At 62.1% G+C, this 21,419-nt stretch carries 21 protein-coding genes, 5 pseudogenes and 2 other annotated features; of the genes and pseudogenes, 11 read left to right on the top strand and 15 right to left on the bottom strand.

All coding sequences use genetic code 11. The features are described 5' to 3' along the window. Positions 1-39 precede the first annotated feature (39 nt). The 8 genes and pseudogenes from A2G06_00790 to A2G06_00755 all read right to left on the bottom strand — a co-directional run bounded on the left by A2G06_00790 (position 40) and on the right by A2G06_00755 (position 6,049). Positions 40-837 (bottom strand): ABC transporter ATP-binding protein, encoded by a 798-nt coding sequence (locus tag A2G06_00790; GenBank protein ANA39164.1) that lies wholly within the window; start codon positions 835-837, stop codon positions 40-42. Beyond that, positions 830-1,741: an ABC transporter permease gene (locus A2G06_00785; GenBank protein ID ANA39163.1), complete on the bottom strand. Its 912-nt coding sequence runs from the start codon at positions 1,739-1,741 to the stop codon at positions 830-832. Before A2G06_00785 ends, A2G06_00790 begins: the two co-directional genes overlap by 8 nt. 16 nt (positions 1,742-1,757) lie before the next feature. Then, on the bottom strand, positions 1,758-2,750 hold the full coding sequence (locus tag A2G06_00780; protein ANA39162.1) for an ABC transporter substrate-binding protein: 993 nt from the start codon (positions 2,748-2,750) through the stop codon (positions 1,758-1,760). Positions 2,751-3,058: 308 nt separating this feature from the next. Next, positions 3,059-3,851, bottom strand: a pseudogene (locus A2G06_00775) (hypothetical protein). A 163-nt stretch (positions 3,852-4,014) separates the two neighbouring features. Beyond that, entirely contained in the window at positions 4,015-4,215 is a 201-nt protein-coding gene (locus tag A2G06_00770) for a cold-shock protein (protein ANA39161.1), read from the bottom strand. Between the two features lie 197 nt (positions 4,216-4,412). Continuing rightward, positions 4,413-5,314: pseudogene (locus A2G06_00765) on the bottom strand (zinc transporter ZupT). Next, positions 5,311-5,611: pseudogene (locus A2G06_00760) on the bottom strand (TetR family transcriptional regulator). Before A2G06_00760 ends, A2G06_00765 begins: the two co-directional pseudogenes overlap by 4 nt. Before the next feature lie 228 nt (positions 5,612-5,839). Next, entirely contained in the window at positions 5,840-6,049 is a 210-nt protein-coding gene (locus tag A2G06_00755; protein ANA41558.1) for a hypothetical protein, read from the bottom strand. Positions 6,050-6,363: 314 nt separating this feature from the next. On the opposite strand from A2G06_00755, the gene A2G06_00750 reads away from it, so the two are divergent. Both A2G06_00750 and A2G06_00745 read left to right on the top strand, forming a co-directional pair. Further along, positions 6,364-7,128, top strand: coding sequence for an NAD(P)-dependent oxidoreductase (locus A2G06_00750; GenBank protein ID ANA39160.1), 765 nt, complete (start codon positions 6,364-6,366; stop codon positions 7,126-7,128). Between the two features lie 81 nt (positions 7,129-7,209). After that, a complete protein-coding gene (locus A2G06_00745; GenBank protein ANA39159.1) occupies positions 7,210-7,698 on the top strand; it encodes a thioesterase in 489 nt (162 codons plus the stop codon). A gap of 77 nt (positions 7,699-7,775) precedes the next feature. Here the strand turns inward: A2G06_00745 and A2G06_00740 are convergent, their stop codons facing one another. After that, complete coding sequence (locus A2G06_00740) at positions 7,776-7,994, bottom strand: dodecin flavoprotein (GenBank protein ANA39158.1); 219 nt, start codon at positions 7,992-7,994, stop codon at positions 7,776-7,778. A gap of 55 nt (positions 7,995-8,049) precedes the next feature. Continuing rightward, positions 8,050-9,131: pseudogene (locus A2G06_00735) on the bottom strand (ADP-ribosylglycohydrolase). A 169-nt stretch (positions 9,132-9,300) separates the two neighbouring features. Here A2G06_00735 and A2G06_00730 point away from each other — a divergent pair. Beyond that, positions 9,301-10,440: a sorbosone dehydrogenase gene (locus A2G06_00730; protein ANA39157.1), complete on the top strand. Its 1,140-nt coding sequence runs from the start codon at positions 9,301-9,303 to the stop codon at positions 10,438-10,440. A 513-nt stretch (positions 10,441-10,953) separates the two neighbouring features. Here the strand turns inward: A2G06_00730 and A2G06_00725 are convergent. Continuing rightward, positions 10,954-11,196 (bottom strand): hypothetical protein, encoded by a 243-nt coding sequence (locus A2G06_00725; GenBank protein ANA39156.1) that lies wholly within the window; start codon positions 11,194-11,196, stop codon positions 10,954-10,956. 405 nt (positions 11,197-11,601) lie between these two features. Between A2G06_00725 and A2G06_00720 the strand changes: the two genes are divergently transcribed. Both A2G06_00720 and A2G06_00715 read left to right on the top strand, forming a co-directional pair. After that, positions 11,602-11,802 carry a cold-shock protein gene (locus A2G06_00720; protein ANA39155.1) on the top strand — a complete coding sequence of 67 codons (201 nt, stop codon included), beginning with the start codon at positions 11,602-11,604 and terminating at the stop codon, positions 11,800-11,802. Between the two features lie 150 nt (positions 11,803-11,952). Beyond that, positions 11,953-12,102 (top strand): hypothetical protein, encoded by a 150-nt coding sequence (locus tag A2G06_00715; GenBank protein ANA39154.1) that lies wholly within the window; start codon positions 11,953-11,955, stop codon positions 12,100-12,102. 131 nt (positions 12,103-12,233) lie between these two features. On the opposite strand, the gene A2G06_00710 is transcribed toward A2G06_00715, so the two are convergent. Continuing rightward, a complete protein-coding gene (locus A2G06_00710; protein ID ANA39153.1) occupies positions 12,234-13,616 on the bottom strand; it encodes an ATP-dependent RNA helicase in 1,383 nt (460 codons plus the stop codon). Between the two features lie 165 nt (positions 13,617-13,781). Between A2G06_00710 and A2G06_00705 the strand changes: the two genes are divergently transcribed. From A2G06_00705 to A2G06_00695, 3 genes are all read left to right on the top strand, one after another. Next, entirely contained in the window at positions 13,782-14,039 is a 258-nt protein-coding gene (locus A2G06_00705; protein ID ANA39152.1) for a hypothetical protein, read from the top strand. Next, positions 14,036-14,563: a kinase inhibitor gene (locus A2G06_00700; GenBank protein ANA39151.1), complete on the top strand. Its 528-nt coding sequence runs from the start codon at positions 14,036-14,038 to the stop codon at positions 14,561-14,563. The genes A2G06_00705 and A2G06_00700 overlap by 4 nt, the downstream gene beginning before the upstream one ends. A gap of 287 nt (positions 14,564-14,850) precedes the next feature. Then, positions 14,851-16,053 carry an MFS transporter gene (locus tag A2G06_00695; protein ID ANA41557.1) on the top strand — a complete coding sequence of 401 codons (1,203 nt, stop codon included), beginning with the start codon at positions 14,851-14,853 and terminating at the stop codon, positions 16,051-16,053. Between the two features lie 25 nt (positions 16,054-16,078). On the opposite strand, the gene A2G06_00690 is transcribed toward A2G06_00695, so the two are convergent. Beyond that, positions 16,079-16,726: an HAD family hydrolase gene (locus tag A2G06_00690; protein ANA39150.1), complete on the bottom strand. Its 648-nt coding sequence runs from the start codon at positions 16,724-16,726 to the stop codon at positions 16,079-16,081. A gap of 244 nt (positions 16,727-16,970) precedes the next feature. Next, positions 16,971-17,047 (top strand) — a binding site (cyclic di-GMP riboswitch class I). 122 nt (positions 17,048-17,169) lie between these two features. Beyond that, positions 17,170-17,246, top strand: a binding site (cyclic di-GMP riboswitch class I). Between the two features lie 65 nt (positions 17,247-17,311). Between A2G06_00690 and A2G06_00685 the strand changes: the two are divergent. From A2G06_00685 to A2G06_00675, 3 genes and pseudogenes are all read left to right on the top strand, one after another. Beyond that, positions 17,312-18,618: pseudogene (locus A2G06_00685) on the top strand (peptidase). 98 nt (positions 18,619-18,716) lie between these two features. Then, positions 18,717-19,019: a hypothetical protein gene (locus A2G06_00680; GenBank protein ANA39149.1), complete on the top strand. Its 303-nt coding sequence runs from the start codon at positions 18,717-18,719 to the stop codon at positions 19,017-19,019. A gap of 121 nt (positions 19,020-19,140) precedes the next feature. Next, a complete protein-coding gene (locus tag A2G06_00675) occupies positions 19,141-20,070 on the top strand; it encodes a peptidase (GenBank protein ID ANA39148.1) in 930 nt (309 codons plus the stop codon). A 45-nt stretch (positions 20,071-20,115) separates the two neighbouring features. Here A2G06_00675 and A2G06_00670 read toward each other — a convergent pair whose 3' ends face one another. Both A2G06_00670 and A2G06_00665 read right to left on the bottom strand, forming a co-directional pair. Continuing rightward, complete coding sequence (locus A2G06_00670) at positions 20,116-20,625, bottom strand: metal-dependent hydrolase (GenBank protein ANA39147.1); 510 nt, start codon at positions 20,623-20,625, stop codon at positions 20,116-20,118. 133 nt (positions 20,626-20,758) lie between these two features. Next, positions 20,759-21,355 carry a cyclophilin gene (locus tag A2G06_00665; protein ID ANA39146.1) on the bottom strand — a complete coding sequence of 199 codons (597 nt, stop codon included), beginning with the start codon at positions 21,353-21,355 and terminating at the stop codon, positions 20,759-20,761. Between the last annotated feature and the right edge of the window lie 64 nt (positions 21,356-21,419).

The raw sequence follows: 21,419 nt of genomic DNA, 5'->3' as shown, positions 1-21,419 counted from the left end.
CTTACGTCGGGGCGGCGCGGGACCGGGGCCGGCCCGCGCCTAGTCGTCGGAAAGAAGGGTGCGGTCGTTTTCGAAGGAGGTGTGGCGGATCTGGTGGAATTTGTCGATGAGCTTCTCCACGGTCAGCGCCCGCTTCTCCTCCCCCTCGGCCTCGAAGATGATCTCCCCTTTGTCCATCATCAGGAGCCGGTTACCGTACTCGATGGCATGGCTCATGTTGTGGGTGATCATCATGGCCGTGAGATTGTATTCCCGAATGAACTTGTCGGTGAGCTCCAGGACGATCTGGGCGTTCTTGGGGTCCAGGGCCGCCGTGTGCTCGTCGAGAAGGATCAGGTCCGGCCGGGAAAGGACCATCATCAGGAGCGTCAGGGCCTGGCGCTGCCCCCCGGAGAAGAGGGCCAGGTTCTCCTTCATCCGGTCCTCCAGCCCCATCTTCAACTGGACCAGTTCCGTCCGGAAGTACTCCCGCATCTTGTGGTTCAGGCTCCTCTTGAGCCACTTGAACCCCTTTTTATAGGTGATCATCATGTTGTCTTCCAGGCTCATGGTGGAAGCGGTTCCCAGGAGCGGATTCTGAAAGATCCGGCCGATGTACTTGGCCCGCTTGTACTCGGGGTCGCGGGTGATGTTCCGGTCATTCAGGAAAATGGAGCCGGAAGAGGGGGTGATGGTCCCGGCAATGAGGTTGAAGAGGGTCGACTTGCCAGCGCCGTTGCTGCCGATGACGGTTATGAAGTCCCCCTCCCGGACCTTCAGGTTGATGTTCGAGATGGCCTGATTCTCGTTCACCGTGCCCGGGTTGAAGATCATGGACACATTTTTGAGCTCAATCATTTTTCACCACAGCTTTAACGGCGAATTTCTTCAGCTTCTTGCTCTGGGTAAGGACCAGCAGCGCGATGATCAGGATCCCCTTGATGAGGTTCAGGTCGTTGGGGGTCATGTTGATGACGTAGCCGTAGTAGCGCCCCACGTACATGACCGCGTAAAAACAGATGGAGCCCAGAACGGCGCAGAGAGTGAGCACCCCGATCCGGTTGCTCTTCATGATCAGGAACTCGCCGATCATGACCGACGCCAGGCCCGAGATGATGATCCCCTGACCGAGCCCCACGTCGGCGAAGCCCAGATACTGGGCCGCAAAGGCGCCGGAGAGGGCCACCAGCCCATTGGAGAGGCCCAGGCCGATGGACTTCAGGGTCTGGGGATTCACCCCCTGGGAGATGACCATCTGCTCGTTGTTCCCCATGGCCCCGATGGTGAGCCCCAGGTCGGTGCGGAAGAAGAGGTCGAGCAGGAGCTTGATCGCGAGGGTCACCACCGCGAAGAAGACCAGGAGGATATACTCGTCCGGGATGATCCCCGCAAGCCGCTCGGTCACCAGGGAGAGGATCGTCTCCTGGTTCAGGAGCGGGACGTTCGCCCGGTTCCCCAGCACCCGGATGTTGACGGAGTAGAGCATGGTCATGGTCAGGATGCCGGCCAGGAGGTTCGGCACCTTCAGATGGTTATGGATGAGGGAGGTGACCACGCCGGCGATCACTCCGCCCGCGAAGGCCACCAGCAGTGCAACCCAGAGGTTCACCCCCATCATGATGCACTGGGCCATGAGGGCCGCTCCCAGAGGGAACGACCCGTCCACCGTCAGGTCGGGAAAGTCGAGGATCCGGAAGGAGATGAATACCCCCAGGACCATGATCCCGTAAATGAGTCCTTCAACAAAAATACCTTCGATCATGGAAGCCTTCTTGCCGTTACTTCTTGGTCAGCGTGCCGTTCTCGACAACCTTGTTGGCGTTCTTCGCGATGGCGGCCGGCACGGTGAGGCCGAGCTTCTTCGCCACGTCCAGGTTCACCAGCAGGTCCACGTCGGAAGCCTTGGTCATGAAGCGGGTCGGAAGTTGCTCCGGCTTCTTGCCCTTGAGGATCTCGGCCACCATCTTGCCCGTGGCGCGCCCCATCTTGTAGTAGTCGAAGCCCCAGGCCGCCAGGACGGGATGGCTCTCGGCGGAGCTGGGGTCCGCCGACATGACCGGCACCTTGTTCTTCATGGCCACGTCGGTCAGGGCGCTCATGGCCGACACCACCGTGTTGTCGGTGCTCACGTAGAGGGCATCGACCCTGCGGATGATGGACTGGGTGGCCTGCTTAACCTCGGCGGACTTGGACACGGTGGTTTCCACGTACTGGATGCCCAGGTCCTGGCACGCCTTCTTCACCACCCCGGCAAGCACCACGGCATTCTCTTCGGAGCTGGTGTAGATGTGGCCGAGCCGCTTCACCTTCTTGATCTTGAGCAGGAGCTCGATCTGCTGCTTGACAGGGGTCATGTCGGAAACGCCGGTGACGTACTTCTCGCCCCTGGTCAGGGATTTCACCAGGCCGGCCTTGACCGGGTCGGTCACTGCGGAAAAGACCACCGGCGTCGTTTTCAGAGTGTTTACCAGGGCTTGGGCGGTGGGAGTGGCGATGCCCACGGCCAGGGTCACCTTCTCGGACTGGAATTTATTGGCAATGGAGGCGGCGGTATTGGCGTCGCCGTTGGCGTTCTGCAGATCGTACCGGGCATTGATCTTCAGGGCGGCCAGTTCGTCCTGGAGCCCCCTTTCAACGGCATCCAGGGCCGGATGCGAAACGACCTTCGATATCCCGATGAGAACCTTGCCGCCGGGAGGCGCCGCCATGGCCGTCGAAAGCAGCATAAGGGAAAGAGACACGGACACAGCCAAGAAACCGAATTTCCTCACCGGACACCTCCTGAGCTCTGGTTGATTTTCATCGGCCGATCAAGGGCTAAGGCAGAATCTGCCAAGAATAGCACCGCTGGCTGGCCGGCGTCAACGTGATACTCTGTTGTAACCTCGGCAGGCTGTGGAGTTTTGCAGGTTGTAAGACCCGAGAAATCTTCAAGTTACAGTGTTGGCGCTCGTGCGGCCAAAAGGTCTGGACCGCTCTCGGGCCTCAGACCCGGCAACCGTTCCCGGAAACGGAACAAGGCGGCCCAGTGGCCGCCTTGCAGGTATGTCTCGCGTCGTTCAGCTTCGGGATCAGCCCCACGGCCGCGATCCTCCCCGCCGGGAATCTTACCGCCCCCCCAGCCACTGGGCGAGATTCCTTGCCAGACGCGAATTCGCCTCATCCAGGTACCGGTTCAGAAAAATGGCATCATCACCAAAGATCAGAATGCGTCCGGCCCCGATGCTCCCCTCCACCACCACCGCGAAGCGATCCATGGCATCGCGCTCGGTAAGCTGCCGGTCGCCGTTCAGGTCCACCCAGGTTTCGGCGCTCGTCCGGGCGAGCGGGGTCTGGCCGCTGAGGGCCCAGCCGCCATAGAGGCTGAAGTGATCGATACCGGTGAAGAGGGGGTGTGCCGTCAGGTCGCGCACCTGGAAGCTGATATCGTCATCTCCCACCAGGTTGTGCTGTTCGTGGAGGACGCCGTTGGAAAAGGCGACCCCCACCCGCTGCATGAGAACGCCCACCGGGGGGCCGATGTGCAGCATCAGCGCAACCCTCCCCCCGCGCTCGGCAAAGCGGATCACCGCATCCACCTCGGCCGGCGCCAGTGGGGTAAAGGGACCGGAAATCACGAGCCCCGCCGCCTGCCGGAGCGACTCGTCGGTCAGCCGTTCCCGGCTGCTCACGACCCGGAGACCCTCTTCGCCCAGGATGGCGCCGAAGCGGGACAACTGCAGTTCTCCTTTCTGTTCAATGACGAAACGCTGGCCGTGCCCCTGGTCCACCATCACCAGCGGCGCTGCCCCCCAGGCCGGCATCCCGGCACACAACAACGCACCAAATACAAGAAACAGAGCACCGATCCTTTTTCCGGGCAGGCGAAACATGGATGCCCCCATAAAAGAGATATTTAAGGTCCTTTTTATATCATTTACTCCGTGCGGGAGGCAAACGCTTTTTCGGGAACCACGCGGAAACCGGCCCTTTTGCCTCGGGCACAAAAAAAGCCCCGGATTTCTCCGGGGCTTTTCTCACTGGGGTGCGGCCAATCTATATCCGCGTCACGTTGGCGGCCTGAAGACCCTTGGGGCCCTTGGTCACCTCAAAGGTTACCCTATCGCCTTCAGCAAGGGTCTTGAAACCGTTGCCGGTAATGGCGGAGAAGTGAACGAATACATCCTCGCCATTCTCCTGCTCAAGAAAACCAAACCCCTTGCTGTCATTGAACCACTTCACTGTTCCGTTTACCATGTACGTGCTTTCTCCATACTTCTTTTTGATATGTTCCGCATTGCGCGCGGACTTACAAACAATAGCAGGTTCACTTTCAGGAAAACAAGAAAAAAACCCGGAGCATCGCAAATTTTTTTCAGGGTGTGCCGGGGGCCTCGGCACGGACGTGCGCGTCAAGGCTACCAGACAAGGTTTTTGACCGTGTTTCCGCCACTCTACTTCATCAGCAGCAGGCTCAGCGCCATGACCGCCATCCCCCCCACGAGCCCCAGCAGGCTGTCGTGCCCCTTGCCGTAAGCCCGGCTGGCCGGCAGCAGTTCATCCAAGCTGATGTAGACCATGATACCCGCCACCCCACCGAAGAGCGCACCGGTCACCTGGTCGGGAATGGTGCCGGACCCCCCTCCCGAATAGAGCAGGAGCGCCAGGTAGCCGACGGCGGCACCGGCGGGCTCGGCCATGCCGCTCAGCAGCGACAGGGCAAATGCCTTCCGCCGATTGCCGGTCGCGTAGAAGATCGGCACGGAAACGCTGACCCCCTCGGGGATATTGTGGAGCGCAACGGCCACGGCAATGGCGGCGCCGACGCGCGGATTCTCCAGGGCCGCCAGGAACGTGGCCATCCTTCGGGAAAGTTGTGGATCGTGATGGCGAGGGCGGTGAACAGGCCCATCCGCAGCAGGTGGCGTTGCGGCGGCCGGTGATCGTGGGTGCCGGTCGGAGCGCAGCGGGGATCGGCGGCAAGGGAATCGAAGTCGGGAAAGGGGGCCGAACGGTCGTGGAGGGGGGCAATCTCATGGTCGGCGTGGATCTCGTGGGGGTTCTTCGCAGCGGGGATCACGGCATCGATGAGGCCGATGCAGAGCATCCCCCCGAAGAACGATGCGGCGTTCAGCCAGTGCCCCCAGGGCTCGCCGCAGGACCGTACCAGGGAGTCGAGCCCCTTGGGAAGGATTTCCACGAAGGAGACGTACACCATGACACCGGCCGAAAACCCGGTTGCCACCGAAAGAAACCGGTAGCTCGTCCGCTTGGCGAAAAAGGCAATGGCACTGCCGATGCCGGTGGCCATGCCGGCAAACAGTGTCAGGCCCAATGCAAGCAGAACGGGATTCATGGGGCGGCCGGGCCGGACCGGGCAAGCATGCGCACCCCCCCTTCCGTCAGGCGGCGGCAGACCGTGCGGCGCACCAATCCGTTGCCGCGGCGCAGGGTCGACTCGGCCGCTTCTTCCCCGCCGGCTGCGAGGCGGTTCAGCCAGAACAAAGTCAGCGGCCAGATCTTTTCCGCGAGGGACACCAGTCCGTCCTCCTCCATGGGCTTGAGCATTCCTTGGGCGATACTGCTTTCAATGATAGTGGCGGACCAGTCGGAGCATGGCCCGATGGTCCCTGAGACGCTTTTCGCGCAGGAGCACTCGGGGCAGCCGGCGACGTGGGCCGTGCAGGCTCCGCAGAGGTCCGGAGGATAAGTATAGCGCCATGAAGGGATGCCGCAACGGGCGAGGGGGAGGCGCCGTCGAAGTCCGGGCCCAGCCGCGTGCAAAAAAATGCCCCGGATATCTCCGGAGCATCCCGTAACCGTGGCTCACCAGCTCCACGTCACCTTCATGCCGCACCGACGGATCAGCCAGCCCGTGCCCCTAACTCAGATTGTCGTAGTCGCCGCTCGTGTAGGGGAACGTATCGTGCTTCACTTCATGGGTCAGGTCGGCAATGGTCCCGCACAGATCGCACCGGTACTTGTCGCCGATGGCCGTGTAGGAATCATGCCCGCATGCTCCGCTCCAGGCCTTGATGTCGCATCTCTCCGTGGACGGACTCCCGGTTGTTGTCTTGCCTGTGTCCAGCATGACCATGCACCTCCTTCCATGTAATTCATTATATCACAGATAAGGGGCAAGGGGGCTCCGCCAATCCGCGGCCCGCGGTCAGTCGCCGGAGCTGCAGGCAAGCATCACCATGCTGAACAGCAGGATCCTTTTCGATTGAGTCCTCCGAAAAAGAGTGAGAGAGATACTGGAAGCTCGAGGGCGCGGAGACGACAGGCATTTCCAGAGTAGCGCACGCCGGGCCCGAAACGCCAGGGATATTCATCCGCTGCTTGCGCGCAGCGGAAATCCGGTGCATAGTCTCAGGCATCAACGCACCCTCAGGGGAGGACCACATGAGCAGAACGGTATTCATCACCGGGGCGTCAGCGGGATTCGGCGCGGCATGCGCCCGGCTCTTCGCCGACAGGGGAGACCGGCTGGTTCTGGCGGCTCGCCGGGAGGAACCGCTCCTGGCGCTCAGGGACGAACTGGCGCCGCAGGCGGAGGTCCACACCGTCACCCTCGACGTGCGGCGGCGCAAGGCGGTGCAGGAAGCGGTGGAAGGGCTGCCCGACGCCTTCAGCCGGATCGACATCCTCGTTAACAACGCGGGGCTCGCCCTGGGGCTGGAGCCGGCCCACGAGACGAACCCGGACGACTGGGATGCCATGGTCGACACCAACATCAAGGGGCTGATCTACTGCACCCGGTTTCTCCTGCCGGGCATGGTCGCCCGCAACCGGGGGCATATCGTCAATATCGGGTCGGTGGCCGGTTCCTGGCCCTATCCCGGCGGCAACGTCTATGGCGGCACCAAGGCGTTCGTGGAGCAATTCTCCCGCAACCTCCGGGCCGACCTGCTGGGGAAACGGGTGCGGGTTACCTGCCTGGCGCCGGGGATGGCCGAAACCGAGTTCTCCATGGTCCGCTTCAAGGGCGATGCGGAACGGGCGGCCCAGGTCTACGCCGGGACCCAGGCCCTCACGGCCGAGGACATCGCGGGCATCGTGGCCTGGGTGACGGAACTCCCGCCCCATGTGAACGTCAACGCCCTGGAGGTCATGTCGATCTTTCAGTCGTGGGGGCCGCTGGCGGTCCACCGGCCCGGGGCGAGTTGACCCCTCTCCCGCCGGCACCCGTCTCACAGCATTATCACCGCGTCCCGTGCCGGGATGCGTACGTCACGGAGGAAACTAATCGTGCCAGAAACATCGCTTGAACAGGGGGCCGAACACATCCGCCACCCCGTAGACCTGAGCGGCGAGGAGGGCTGGATCCCTTTCGATGCGCCGTCGCTGGTCGGCGCATCGCTCCGCTTCGTCTCCGGAGAACCCGACGGCAACCGCTTCCGGGCCCGCTACTATCGCGACAGCGAACAGCATCTCCATGCCCGCATCTGGTTCGGTCCCGAGACCGAAGGCCCGCCGGGCCATGCCCACGGCGGATCGATCGCCGCCGTTATGGACGAGGCCCTGGGACTTGCCGCGTGGGCCGCCGGTTACCCCATCGTGGTGGGGAACCTCAACATCAGCTTCCGCACCATGCTCCCCCTCCAGAAGGTGGTCACCGTGGAGAGCCGCGTCGTCTCCGCCCAAGGCCGGAAGGTCATGGTCCACGGCCGGCTCTTCTGCGACGATGCGGTCTATGCGGAAGGGGAATGCCTCTGCATCACCCTGCCGGGGCGCTGACCGGGCGTCCCCATCTCTCCGGCGGAACCCGGGCGGGCAGCCCCCTCCCCCGGGTTCCGCCCGGCCGGAACGCCGCGTCAGTCTTTCAGCTCAAAGGAAACCTTCAGCACCACCTGGTATTCAGCCACCTTGCCGTCGGCACCGATGTGACCGCGGATTTCCTGCACCTCGAACCAGGAGAGCTTGTCAAGGGAGTTCCGGGCCCTGACCAGGGCCGTCTCGATGGCCCCCTCAATGCTCACTGCCGATACGCCGATGATCTCAACCTTCTTGTAGATCCTGTCCTTGCCGTACATGACTGCCTCCTTTCATTCCCGAGGGACGTGCTGCAACGGGACTCCCTCCGTACGCTCAGGCGCAAACCTGTGCGGCCAGATCTTCGGCCAGCCGGCACAGGGTGGCGGATTCCTCCAGGCCGTCGATAAAGCGCCGGGGGATACGCGAAAAACCGACCTGGGCGCCGACCAGGGCACCGGCGAGCATGGCCCGGGCCTGGTTCTGGCCGCCGCCGTTGACGGCATGGAGGACCGCGGCCTCGAAATCGTCGCGAAAACGGGCCGCCAGATAGTAGACCGCCGGCAGGAGGTGATAGATGGCGCAGGGCATACCGTAGACGATGGAGACCTTCCATGCCGGCTCGATCCGGATCTGGGGGTCTGCCGCGGCCGCCGCCACGTAGGACGGGGTCAGCAGGGCATCGGGGGAAGCGAACGTACCAGCCCGCGGTGGGTCCGGCTCACCCGGGCGGGGCGGCTGCAGGTTGCCGGTGGTGACGGCGTGGAACGGCAGTTCTCCCCGCGCAACCAGCGCCATGAGTCTGGCCGACAGGCCTTCGTCGAGGGGATGTCCCTGCACCAGCATCCCCAGTACCGCACCATAGGCGGTGGTCATGGAGACGACGGTGTCGTCGATCTGGGTGAGGACGCAGTTGCCGGCCACGGCGGCGGCAAGACGGTCGGGCTCGCACGCGTAGCGCACCGCCAGGGCGAGCGTCCGCTCCGCCGCCTCCGTGGTGTCGGCATGGCCGCCGGTCCTGCCCCACGGCAGCTTCCGTTCCACCCGCTGCCGCCACAACTCGCGGATCGACTGGCTGGTATAGCCCCCCGGCCCGCACACGGGGGTGCCGTCCAGCAACGGCAGCAACTCCTCATCCAGACGGCGGCAGAAATCCGCCTCGTCATAGCCGCCGCACGCAACCAGGGAACTGAGCAGCAGTTTCAGGATGTATCCCGCCTGGGAGAGCTGGCCGGCCTTCAGCCCGGCATGGTAGCGATCCGGCCGGGGATCGGTGTAGTCGGTGATCCACGGGCCGTAGTCCCGCCGCATCTCATCGAGATCGTAATACCAGTGGGGCCCAGGCCCAGGGCCTCGCCCACGAAGGCGCCCATGACGGCACCCGCGGCCCGGTCCCGGATGGTGGTTGCGTCAGACATGGTGATCCTCCCTCCCCGGTGGGGACGCGGGGCCGGCCTCGGCCCGCGGACAAAGATATCGGTCGTGATGGAAGGATAACAAGGACGAGGCATCAGTCAACGAGACCTTACGCATCGTTCCGTCGTGGTACACTTGAGGGACACCAATCCGCTGTCACGGGAGGTCTCCATGCGACTGCCCAGAGCCCTTCGGTTCCTGCTTCCCCACCTGTTCCTGCTGGCTGCCGCCACGGGCTGCAACGCCGCCCGGACGCTGCCGGCCGCCATCACGCTCCCCCCCGGCTTCAGCATCGCCGTTTATGCCGACAACGTGCCGGGGGCCCGCTCCATGGCCCTCGGCTCCCGGGGAACCCTGTTCGTGGGGAGCCGCGGGGAGGGCAAGGTCTACGCCCTGGTGGACCGCAACGGCGACCAGGTGGCCGATGAGGTGATCACCATCGCCAAGGGGCTGCAGATGCCCAACGGCGTAGCCTTCCGCAACGGTTCCCTCTACGTGGCCGAGGTGAGCCGGGTGCTGCGGTACGACGCCATTGAAGAGCGGCTGAAAAATCCCCCGCAGCCGGTCATCGTCAACGACTCATTCCCGGACAGGACCCATCACGGCTGGAAGTTCATCCGCTTCGGCCCCGACGGCAGACTCTACGTGCCGGTGGGGGCCCCGTGCAACGTTTGCGAGGAAAAGGATCCCCGCTTCGCCACGATCATGCGGATGAACCCGGACGGCACCGGCCTGGAGATCTTCGCCAACGGAGTTCGCAACACGGTGGGCTTTGACTGGAACCCCGGCACCGGCGAACTCTGGTTCACCGACAATGGCCGCGACTGGCTGGGGAACGACATTCCGCCGGACGAGCTCAACCGGGCGCCCAAGCCCGGTCTCCACTTCGGGTTCCCCTACCGCCACGGCCGCGACATCCCTGACCCCGAGTTCGGCGCAAAACGCAAGCCCGACGGGCTCGTGGCGCCGGAGATGGAGCTTGGCCCCCACGTGGCGGCGCTGGGCATGCGCTTCTACACCGGCACCATGTTTCCCGAACGCTACCGCAACCAGATATTCATCGCCGAGCACGGCTCCTGGAACCGCAGTGAACGGATCGGCTACCGCATCACCCTGGTGCGCCTCGAAGGAAACCGGGCCGTCTCCTACGAGCCCTTTGCCGAGGGGTGGCTGGACAACGGCAAGGTCTGGGGCCGGCCCGTGGATGTGCAGGTCATGCCCGACGGCAGCATGCTCGTTTCCGACGACAAGGCCGGGGCCATCTACCGGATCAGCTACCGGCAACAACCGCCGGCCCATGGCGCACGGTGAGTGCATCCCCTGCATATCTGGTCCCCCTGCGAAGGGATCAGCCACGTGGGGCTGTTACAGCCATCTTGGCCACGTTGCACAAGCCGCAGGAGCAAACCGCCACAAATGCCAGCACACACCGTATTCCGTTCCTAAAGGGAGGGAGGCCCCCATGAAGATTGAGACTTACGATCGTGGCTCTTATGCTGGTATCTCTTGCCCTGTGCAGTTGTTGCCACCACCATGCAACGTACGTGCAATCCAGCGCCGCCGGAGAAGTGAAGGCCTCCTATTTCTTGTCCATCGAAGTGCACCCCGGGCATGCACTGGAACTTTATTTCATTCCGGTTAAAGCGGGGCGCTATGATCTAGTCTGTACGATGGAGGGACAGCCGGCCTGGGGATGACGGGAAACATGATAGGAGAGGACAGCGACAAGGCGGCACCATGATACCCGGCGCATGACGACACAGGCGGTCCGTGATGGGCCGCCTGTCGTTACACAGGATGTCGCCGGGACACCCTGCGCGATACTTACTTTTTTTTGGTCATCCGGGATGGCCGAGAAGGCTTTGCCTCAACAGCAGCTTCAGGTGGAGGAACATATGAGTCCGGGGCAGCCGGTTCGAGCGTACAGAAGTGCGATGCCGCTATCTTACGGCTTTTTCCGTCACTGAACTGGATTACCGCCAACGTGGCCGTCACTTCCAGAACCTTGCCGGATCCCCATCCCAACCCACCAGTGTGATTGACAATATTACCGACTTTGATAGTCATTTGAGCAACTCCGGTTTCTCTTATTGAGGTGAATGCTTTGTCGACACCTCTGGGACCTGACGATACGTAGAAAACAAAGCCTGATATTTAACAATACTCCTATTTACTTTAAAACCATACAATAATATTTCTATCCATCGATTAATGTTGTCTACAATCTATTCATTACCCCTAAATATCCATACAACGCTTTCAATATACTAGGTATTTTCAATAACAACATCACTCTAATGAGAGAAGCCTCCTCTCCCTTGAAGTATTTGCAATTTGCTCAAAATAGTTTGATTTACTCCCTCTAAATAACATAAATAGATTGACTTACCTGAAACAAAACTGTTAGTGTCGGTACAAGTTCGGCATGACGCCTGACAAAAACAACAGGAAGTATCAGGAGAAAGTACACACATGGTAAACGGTACGGTAAAATGGTTCAACGACAGTAAGGGGTTTGGTTTTCTTGAGCAGGAAAATGGTGAAGACGTGTTTTGTCATTTTTCCGCCATTTCGGGTGACGGATTCAAATCCCTTACTGAAGGCGATAGAGTAACGTTTGAAATCACCAAGGGGCCGAAAGGCCTCCAGGCTGCAAACGTGACCAGAGTGTAACAGCTCGTCCCCAGCAAACACAAAAGCCCCGGGTACCTCCGGGGCTTTTGTGTTTCGAAAATTCCGGTCCATGACATTAACTCCGCGGCAGCATTGATTTCCTTGACGGGAGTTCCGGCCGGACCAACCTTGCGCAGGAGTGATGATTCAATGGCTAAACCCAATTTTCAGTTTCAGAAGAGGCAGAAAGAGTTGGAACGGAAGAAAAAAATGGAGGAAAAGCTGCAGCGGAAACTCGCAAAAAAAGATCGCCTGCCTGGCAGCATCGAGAGCACCTCTCCCGGTGGGGAAACCGAATGACAGCGGCAACAGACCGGTTGACCGCCTTTCGTGCACCTTAACACCACAAGGCTTCAGCGGGGTTTCGAAAAAACGGCATGGTCGGCAGATTGCCACGCATGCCCCGCTGCTCTTCCAGAAAACCCATATCGTCAGACTGCTTTCCTCACCTTGAAAAAACGCCCCTTGATCCTGTGTCCCCCCAGAAAGTTCAGAGCCTGATCACTGCTCTGCCGCGCAATGGCCACGTAGGTAAGGAAATCGAACACATCGATCTTCCCCACCTCGCTGGCCGGCATACCTCCCTCTCCGGTGAGTGCCCCCAGAATATCACCAGGCCGCAGCTTGTTTTTGCGACCCCCGTCGATGCAGAGCGTCACCATGGGGGGCAGCGGCGGCTTCGCCGGTAGCGGCGCCAGCGTGGACAGGTCGCCACGAGTGGTGGTGCTGCCGGGCACATCCGCGATGGCTGCAATCAGACGGCTTTCCCGGGGCGTTACCAAGCTTACGGCCAGCCCCCGCTCCCCGGCGCGACCGGTGCGGCCGATGCGGTGGGTATGGACCTCCGGATTGCGGGACAACTCGTAGTTGATCACCGCCGAAAGCTCCTTGATGTCCAGCCCCCGGGCGGCGACGTCGGTGGCCACCAGCACCGATGCACTCCTGTTGGCGAACCGGACCAGCACCCGGTCCCGCTCTCGCTGGTCCAGGTCACCATGGATGGCCAGGGCGGCATAGCCCCGGCCGGCCAGAGCATCGGCAACTTCCTGGCACTCTATCTTCGTGTTGCAGAAGATGAGTGCTGACTCCGGGCGATAATGCCCGAGAATCCGCGCGACCGCTTCGGTCCGCTGGACGCTGTCCACCTCGTAGAAGACCTGCTCGATGACCCCCTCCCCGTGGACTTCGTCCACGCTGACTTCCACCGCTTCCCGCTGAACCGCTGCGCTCATGGCTGCGATGGTTTCCGGGTAGGTGGCGGAAAAGAGAAGGGTCTGCCTTTTGGACGGGGTGGCAGCGACCAGGGCGCTGATGTCATCCTGGAAGCCCATGTCGAGCATCCGGTCCGCCTCGTCCAGTACCAGGGTCCGCAGCGAGGAGAGGTCGAGGCTGCCGCGCCGCAGGTGATCCAGCAGGCGGCCGGGTGTTCCTACCACCACATGGGCGCCATGCTCCAGGGAGCCCAACTGGGGTCCGAAAGGGACGCCACCGCAAATGGTCAGAATCTTGATATTATCGGTAAATCGAGCCAGACGCCGCAGTTCTTTGCCCACCTGATCCGCCAGTTCACGGGTCGGGCAGAGCACCAGCGCCTGCACCCGAAAGGATAACCCATCCAGACGCGTCAGCAGTCCGATGCCAAAGGCCGCGGTCTTGCCGCTACCGGTCTTGGCCCTGGCGATCACGTCCTTACCAGCCAGGATGAGCGGCAGGCTGTGGGCCTGAATCGGAGTCATCTCAGCATAGCCGAGGGAGGCCAGGTTCTTGAGCATGGGTGATTTCAGGTGGAGCGACGAAAATGCCTTCGGATTCATGGGGGATCTCCCGTTCTGCGCCCGCAAAAAAACCACAGGGCGTGCCCTGTGGTTCATACGCTTGCCAGATATACCATGCTGCAGCCCAGGGATCAATCAATAAGCCGCCCATGGCGGTGACCTTCCTCCGGAACGGGATATACTTGAGTCAAGCGGGATCAGATCATGGCAAATCAATTCGTTCATGTGGAACTGGCTACCAACGGCCCGGCAAAGGCCAAGACGTTTTATTCGATACTGCTCGATTGGCCCCTGGAACTGTTGATCACGGCCACGCTGGAGGACGTGAAGGGGAAAACGCGGCTCACCCTGCGGCACAAGGGATTGCTCGCAGGAGAGATGCGGGAGATGTGTGCGACCGGCTGGAACGAATCTTTTGACAAGCTGGCCGCGATCCTGGCACGGGAGGGAAAAGGGCCATGAGGAACACGATTTTCGGGTTGGTGCTGCTGGCGTTGGCGTCACCCGCCGTTGCCGGGGAGAAGGGAGGAACGACGATGGGCGCGATGCATCTCACCAGTCCCGCCTTTGCCAATGGCGCGGCCATTCCGGCCGCGTATACCTGCGACGGCACGGACGGCAGCCCGCCGCTCGTGATCGACGGCGTGCCGGACAAGGCCCGCTCCCTTGTCCTGATCATGGATGATCCGGACGCTCCCATGGGCACCTGGGTCCACTGGGTGTTGTGGAACATCCCACCGCAGACCGCGGCACTCGCCGAAAACAGCGTCCCCGCCGGGAGCGTGCAGGGACGCAACAGCTGGCAACGCACCGGCTACGGCGGCCCCTGTCCGCCATCGGGAAGCCATCGCTATTTCTTCAAGCTCTACGCGCTCGACACCCTCCTCAACCTGCCGGCAAGCGCGGGCAAGGCCGACGTCGAACGGGCCATGAAAGGGCATGTCATGGCCGACGCTGGGTTGATGGGCATCTACCGGCGGCGTTAACCGCGTGGGCCCGCGCAACCCACTGCACGGACGGCGACAGTGGCGATCGAAAGACAGCGGGATGTCATGTCGGGCATGCTTTCATGGCGCTGACGGCTGGCATCCATTAAATCCGTATCGTTTAGTGGCCGCGCGGGTTATGCTGTGCACATGCGCACCTCGTTCTCAGCAGGAACCGGCAAGGGCAAACGATGGGACGTCTTGTGCCCCCGCTCCTCTGCTCCTGGAGGGCAAACACCGGGAGCGTTCCCGAGCCACACTGTGCCACCCGAGAGCCCGGCATGCCCATGACCCTCCGGCGCAACATCCCCCTGCTCTACGCTTTCTCCTTCTTGCAGATGACCCTGTTTCCCATGGCGGTCATCACCCTGTTCTGGAAGGACCAGATCGGGCTGAGCCTGTCCGAGATCCTGCTCCTGCAGAGCATCTTCGCCGTGGCCATGGCGGTGATGGAATACCCATCCGGCTATATCAGCGACCGGATCGGCTACCGGCCGGCCCTGACCGCGGCCTCGGCCCTGGGAATCGCGGGATGGGCGGTCTATACGGCGGCCACATCGTTCAGGGACGTCCTCATCGCCGAGATCCTTCTCGGCATTGCCACCTCGTTCATCAGCGGCACCGACAGCGCGCTCCTCTACGAATCCCTCAAGGACCAGGGAGAGGAAACGGCCTATGCCCGCCACGAAGGGCGCACCACCTTTTTCGGCCAGACCGGCGAGGCAGCCGGGGCGCTCTTTGCCGGTGTCCTCTATGCCCGCTATCCCCTTCTTCCTTTTTTTCTCCAGGTAGGGGTCTGGGTGCTAGCCCTTTTCCTGACGCGCAGACTGACCGAGCCCTCACGGGAGCGGCACCACCAGGCCAGCCATCTGAAGGAGGCCCTTGCCTCGGCCCGCTACGTTTTCGTCCGCAACCGGCGCCTGCGCGCCACCATCCTGCTCAGCATCGCACTCGGCCTCGCCTCCTTCTATCCGGTCTGGCTGATCCAGCCCTACATGCGCGACTGCGGCGTGCCCCTCGCCTCCTTCGGCCCGGTCTGGGCCGGGGCCAACCTGGTCGTGGCCCTCTTTGCCGTGTTGAGCCACCGGGTGCGGGCCCGGTTGGGGGACCGCCGGATGATCCTGCTCCTGGTGCTGCTGGTCTGGGCCGGCTATCTGGGGCTGGGTTGGACGGCGGGGGCATGGAGCTTTCTCTTCTACTACCTGCTCACTGCCATGCGGGGGATGCGGGGTCCGCTCCTCCTCCACCTGGTCCAGGACGAAATTCCCTCGGCCAACCGGGCCGGGATGCTGTCGCTGCAGTCCCTCTGCTTCCGGCTCCTGTTCGCCTGCACCGCCCCCCTGGTGGGGCGGTATGCCGACGCCGCCGGCGCGGGCGGTACCTTCCGCCTCCTCGCCGTGGCCTACCTGCTCGTTCTGCCGCCGCTGGTTTATCTCTTCTTCAGGCACCGGCACGCGGATGCCGCCCCTGCCTGCAAGGGCGGGACTTGAGTTCCGCACGGCGTCACCGTGCTCCTCACTCTTCGTCGAGATTCAGGAGCGGCGGCAATTGGTGAATGCCGTCCAACAGCCACCGTGCCGCGCCGAAATCGCCCCCTTGGTTCATGGTGCCCGGGATCGCGGCCACGGCAAGCCCGGCCCGGGCCGCGGAGGTGACGCCCCGTTCCGAATCCTCGATGGCCAGGCAGCGGCCGGGGTCGAGCCCGGCGCGGGCACAGGCCGCCAGGTACGGTTCGGGATCGGGCTTCGATGCGCCGTAGTCCTCGCGGGTGAGGATGAAATCGAAATAGTGGAGCAGCTCGCTCCTACGGTGCATCTGCAGGAAATTCACCCGCCGGCAGCTGGTGACGATCGCCATGGGGAGCCGGCCGTGGAGCCGCTCCAGGGTATCACGGACCCCCGGTATTACCCGCGCCTCTTCCCCCAGCAGCCGGAAGTATATCTCGTCGCGGACCAGGCGCAGGTCATCCGCTGCCCTGTCGTCCCGCCCCGGCCCGGCGGCGAGATCGAGCACGCTTTCACCCCGGCGTAGGGAGATCCGGCAGAAGTCGTCGAGGGAAAGCTCTACGCCCACCCGTACCAGGGCCTCGGCATTGGCCCGGTAGTAGAGGTGCTCGGTCTCCATCAGCACGCCGTCGTTGTCCCAGAAAATACCTTCGAACATAAATCTCCCCTATCCCGTTTGGCACGGTGACGCCGAAGCGACGCCACCATCAAGCTTAAAATCCTCCGCGTTTGTCCGTCAAGGCCCAATGTCACGGCAACGCACGCTCCGCCCCCGGACGGCCTACCCACAACGGCAGCCAATGGGCCGCGCTCTGAAATCGGTGTGCGGCACCGGCGAACTCCGGAAAAATGTTGACAAATTCTCATGACGATGCTATCAATTCAACAAATTTAGTTGCGATAGACGACAATACTCAACCATTCGCGAGAATGGGGCGGAAAGCCTACAGGGTCTCACCGAGACAGCCGGGTTGCCGAAATATCACAGGATATCGGCCCCGGCTTTTTTGTTGCGCGAGTCAGTGAGAGGTGCGCCCGAACAGGCGCCGGATCGTGCCGGTTTCCATCGACGACGGACACGGCAGGACAACTGCTGGTGATAAACGATAATACTAAACCATCCGCGAGGATGGGGCGGAAAGCCTACAGGGTCTCACCGAGACAGCCGGGTTGCCGAACTATCACAGGATATTCGGCCCCGGCTTATTTATTGTCATGAGACAGAAAGGTACCCGTGTAACCCATGCGCCGATTCGTTACGCTGCCAACCGTGGCCTATTGGCTTCGTTCCGTTGTCCTGGGCATCTGCGTCATTGCCCTCACGGGCTGCGCCGCCACCCGGCAAGCCTGGTTCCCACCGGTCCACCCCGAAAGCGAACTTGAACGGAACCGGTTCCAGGTCGCGCCGGGAGCTGACGTCATCGGCCGACTGGGGCTGGTCAAACTCGAAGAGGGGGATACGCTGCCGGATGTGGCGCGGCACTTCAGCGTGGGCATCAATGCCATCAGCGCAGCCAATCCGGGGGTTGATGTGTGGCTGCCCAAGGCGGGCGAACGCATTACCCTGCCCCTGAACTTTATCCTGCCGGACGCCCCCCGAAAGGGGATCGTGATCAACCTGGCCACCATGCGGCTCTTTCAATTCAAGGAAAACGGCGGAGCCTGACCGTGTCCACCTACCCGGTCGGAATCGGGACCAAGGAACGGCCCACCCCCCAGGGCCCGACGCGCGTGGCGCGCAAGGCCAGCCGGCCGACCTGGTATGTGCCCGCCTCCATTGCCGAAGATCACCGGAAAAAAGGGGACATTCTCCCCGCAAAGGTGCCGCCGGGGCCGGAGAACCCCCTGGGAGACTACGCGCTCTATCTGAGCAGGTCGGGCTACCTGATCCACGGCACCAACAAACCGGCCAGCATCGGCCTGAAGGCATCCAATGGCTGCATGAGGCTCTATCCGGAACATATCGAGGTGCTGTTCCGGGATACGGCAGTCAACACCCCGGTGCTCATAGTCAATCAGCCCTATCTCATCGGCCAGCGCGACGGCGTGCTCTACATGGAAGCCCACACCCCCCTGGAGGATTCGGGCACCAGTGAACTGGCCCGGATCCATGCGAAGCTGAAATCCTTTGAACGCGCGTCGGCGCGCACCCTTGACTGGGACAAGATCAACACAGTCCAGACCGAGGCCCGGGGGATTCCCGTCCCCATCCTGGAGCTGAGGCCGGGAGCGGAACAGGAAGCGTCCTCCCCCCTGAGAATCGAGCACCCGGCCGCACTGTACGGCAGGCCGGAGCTGCCGGCGCTCAAGCTGGACGCATGGTATGTCCTGGTCGGCGACATGCGCGACGAAATCGAAGCACGGAGGACGGCCGCCATCATCAACCATCAGGGGCCGCCGATCCCGGCCCGAGTGCTGTCGAAGGATTCGAGCTACCGGATCGTCGCCGGCCCGTTCAGTGACGGCGGCAAGGCCAGGGATGCGGCCAAACGGTTGAAAATCGACCTTGACATAGACGGTATCGTGATCGAACCCGGCAGGACCATCTGACCTGCCCCGCCCTATCGAACCGAAGGGAGGTGATGCGGGACAACGGGACGTCCCTCGGCAACCCTCGGAGTACACTACACAAACAGGAGGTATGTGTGATGAAGAAGAGACTATCGGTAATCTCGGTGACGCTGGTTCTCGCCGCTGCCTTGGCCGGCTGCGCGACATCCCGGGAAATGGAGCAGGTACAGGCCGACCAGCGCCTGCTCGACGCGAAGATCGAACAGGCGCTGCAGGAAGCGCAGGCCGCCAAAGCCTCGGCAGATGCGGCAAAACTGGAAGCGCAGGACGCTACCACCCGCGCCGAAAACGCCGAAAAGGCCGCCCAGGAACGGGAGCGGATCGCCGATGAGAAGGCGAAAAAAGCCGACGCCGTGTTCCAGAAATCCATGAGGAAGTAGCGTCTCTCCGCACCGGGCAGGTACGTGACGGTCCGGAATCCCCGTCACGTACCTGCCGGCCGGGACAACCGGTCCCGGCACATCATATTCCCGATGCTTCCGCCATGGAGTAACGGCATCTATGACACACTCTCGACACAGGATGGCTGCGCGCCTCGTGCCGGTCTGCATCTGCTGCATGCTGCTCCTCTGCGGCTGCAGCCACCATCAGGCCGCGCCGATCTTCCAGGAGGCGAACGACCTGTTCTCCCAGGGGAACTACAGCGCCTCCCTCGACGCATATACCCGTATTGGCGAAACCCATCCCGCCGCGAAAGACCGAGTGCTGTTCGAAAAGGGATTCATCCATGCCTATCCCAGAAATGAGCTCAAGGATTACCAGAAGGCACTGGAGTGCTTCGAGCAGCTCATCAGGGAGTTCCCGGAGAGCAGGTACCGGCAGGACAGCGAGCGGATGATCTTCGGCATCAACACCGTCGCGCTCAAGGACGGCACCATTACCGCACAGCAGGCCCGCATCGAGGCGCTCAGACAGGATCTCGACAACAGGAACAAGGACATCGCCGCCCTGCGGGAAACGATTAACACCCTTGAGCAAAAGGTATTTGCCATTGCCACCCGGAAGGGAGCGGTGGACAGGATCCTGATCGAAAAGAAAGACCGCCGGCTGTCGCTGCTCTCCATGGGCGAGGTGATCAGGACCTACAAGATAGCCCTGGGGGGCAACCCGGTGGGTCCCAAGGAACGGCAGGGCGACAACAAGACCCCGGAGGGGTCCTACGTCATCGAGGGGAGGAACAAGGGCAGCCGTTATCACCTGTCCCTGCGCATCTCCTATCCGAACGAAAAAGACAAAAAGCGGGCACGGGAACTGGGAGTCTCTCCGGGCGGGGACATCATGATTCACGGCATCAAGAACGGGCTCTCGCAGGTTGGCGCCGCGCACGCCGAGGTGGACTGGACCCAGGGGTGCATCGCCGTAACCGACGAAGAGATTGAGGAAATTGCAGAGGCGGCGCCCAACGGGACGGTGGTCGAGATCAGGCCATAGCAGAGACTGCCACGGCCAGAAAGCAGCCGCTTCGGCGCTCCCGGGTCAGGGGTGGTAGGGTGATCCGGCTGCCTCCATCTGGGTCAGGAAGAGCCGGGTGTCGAATTCCAGTTGGTGATAGCGGGGCTCCATATACTCGCAGAGCTGGTAAAACGCCTTGTTGTGCTCCTTTTCCTTCAGGTGCGCCAGCTCGTGCACCACGATCATCTTCAGGAACTCCAGGGGCGCTTCCCGGAAAATGGACGCGATGCGGATCTCGTGCTTTGCCTTGAGCTTTCCCCCCTGCACCCGCGAGACAAAGGTGTGGGTTCCCAGGGCATTCTTGATCGCATGGATCTTGCCATCATACAAGACCCGGCTGAGCGGCTGGGCGGTGCGCATGAATTCGTTCTTGACCGCGACGGTGAAGTCATAGAGGGCCCGGTCGGTCCTCACGTCGTGCACCGTCGGATACCTCTGCACCAGGACTTCGCCCAGGCGGTTCTCCGTCACCAGCTGTGCCACCTGGGCCGCCATCTGCGGCGGGTAGCCGGTCAAATACTTCAAATGATGCATCTGCAGATCGTTCCCTTCCTGGTTGCAACCGCCCATAACAACAATACAAAAAAGTCCCCGCCATGGGCGGGGACTTTCAGCAATCCGGGACTCCCGTCAGGGTGCCTGGTGGTATGCGAGCCGCGGTGCCGGGTTACCGGATCTTGGCGGAGGTGATGACCACCGGCGTCACCGGGATATTGGCGAAGAGCATGTTGAGACGCTGGGTGGGGGTGGCGGCAATCTTGTCCACCACATCCATGCCCTCAACCACCTTGCCGAACACGGCGTAGCCGTAGCCGTCGGGGCGGGGGCGGTTCAGGTTGTCGTTATTCACCAGGTTGATGAAGAACTGGGCCGTGGCGCTGTCAGGGCTGGCGGTGCGAGCCATGGCAATGGTGCCCCGGTCGTTCTTGAGGCCGTTGTCCGCCTCGTTCTTGATCGGCGCCCTGGTCTCCTTCTGTTTCCGGTCGGTGGTGAAGCCGCCTCCCTGGATCATGAAGCCGGGGATGACCCGGTGGAAGATGGTGCCGTCATAGAAGCCGCTCTTGACGTAGTCGAGAACGTTCTTCACCGTGGCCGGCGCCTTGTCCGGGTAGAGCTCCACGGCTATCTTGCCGAGGCTCGTCTCCATGACCACCACGGGATTGGCGGCCTTGGCCGCCTTGTCGGCGGCATCGGCATTGCCGGCCAGAAGCAGTGCGCCGAACAGCCCGCTCATGAGCAGGGCAATGATCAGTCTCTTGAACATGAATAACCTCCGGAAAGTGAGAAGGCGTTATGCAGCAAACAGATTATTATATAGGCATTTCCCC

Origin of the sequence: Geobacter anodireducens (assembly GCA_001628815.1) — a bacterium.
In the GTDB taxonomy this organism is placed as follows: domain Bacteria; phylum Desulfobacterota; class Desulfuromonadia; order Geobacterales; family Geobacteraceae; genus Geobacter; species Geobacter anodireducens.
The sequence above is the reverse complement of the archived record's forward strand: the minus strand, read 5'-3'. Positions and strand labels throughout refer to the sequence as shown.

Bases quoted from the DNA above. Each gene is read 5' to 3' on its own strand.
- A2G06_00790 (ANA39164.1), bottom strand. From the start codon at position 837: ATGATTGAGCTCAAAAATGTGTCCATGATCTTCAACCCGGGCACGGTG.
- A2G06_00785 (ANA39163.1), bottom strand. From the start codon at position 1,741: ATGATCGAAGGTATTTTTGTTGAAGGACTCATTTACGGGATCATGGTC.
- A2G06_00770 (ANA39161.1), bottom strand. From the start codon at position 4,215: ATGGTAAACGGAACAGTGAAGTGGTTCAATGACAGCAAGGGGTTTGGT.
- A2G06_00755 (ANA41558.1), bottom strand. From the start codon at position 6,049: ATGCTGGACACAGGCAAGACAACAACCGGGAGTCCGTCCACGGAGAGA.
- A2G06_00750 (ANA39160.1), top strand. From the start codon at position 6,364: ATGAGCAGAACGGTATTCATCACCGGGGCGTCAGCGGGATTCGGCGCG.
- A2G06_00740 (ANA39158.1), bottom strand. From the start codon at position 7,994: ATGTACGGCAAGGACAGGATCTACAAGAAGGTTGAGATCATCGGCGTA.
- A2G06_00730 (ANA39157.1), top strand. From the start codon at position 9,301: ATGCGACTGCCCAGAGCCCTTCGGTTCCTGCTTCCCCACCTGTTCCTG.
- A2G06_00725 (ANA39156.1), bottom strand. From the start codon at position 11,196: ATGACTATCAAAGTCGGTAATATTGTCAATCACACTGGTGGGTTGGGA.
- A2G06_00720 (ANA39155.1), top strand. From the start codon at position 11,602: ATGGTAAACGGTACGGTAAAATGGTTCAACGACAGTAAGGGGTTTGGT.
- A2G06_00715 (ANA39154.1), top strand. From the start codon at position 11,953: ATGGCTAAACCCAATTTTCAGTTTCAGAAGAGGCAGAAAGAGTTGGAA.
- A2G06_00710 (ANA39153.1), bottom strand. From the start codon at position 13,616: ATGAATCCGAAGGCATTTTCGTCGCTCCACCTGAAATCACCCATGCTC.
- A2G06_00705 (ANA39152.1), top strand. From the start codon at position 13,782: ATGGCAAATCAATTCGTTCATGTGGAACTGGCTACCAACGGCCCGGCA.
- A2G06_00700 (ANA39151.1), top strand. From the start codon at position 14,036: ATGAGGAACACGATTTTCGGGTTGGTGCTGCTGGCGTTGGCGTCACCC.
- A2G06_00695 (ANA41557.1), top strand. From the start codon at position 14,851: ATGACCCTCCGGCGCAACATCCCCCTGCTCTACGCTTTCTCCTTCTTG.
- A2G06_00690 (ANA39150.1), bottom strand. From the start codon at position 16,726: ATGTTCGAAGGTATTTTCTGGGACAACGACGGCGTGCTGATGGAGACC.
- A2G06_00680 (ANA39149.1), top strand. From the start codon at position 18,717: ATGAAGAAGAGACTATCGGTAATCTCGGTGACGCTGGTTCTCGCCGCT.
- A2G06_00675 (ANA39148.1), top strand. From the start codon at position 19,141: ATGACACACTCTCGACACAGGATGGCTGCGCGCCTCGTGCCGGTCTGC.
- A2G06_00670 (ANA39147.1), bottom strand. From the start codon at position 20,625: ATGCATCATTTGAAGTATTTGACCGGCTACCCGCCGCAGATGGCGGCC.
- A2G06_00665 (ANA39146.1), bottom strand. From the start codon at position 21,355: ATGTTCAAGAGACTGATCATTGCCCTGCTCATGAGCGGGCTGTTCGGC.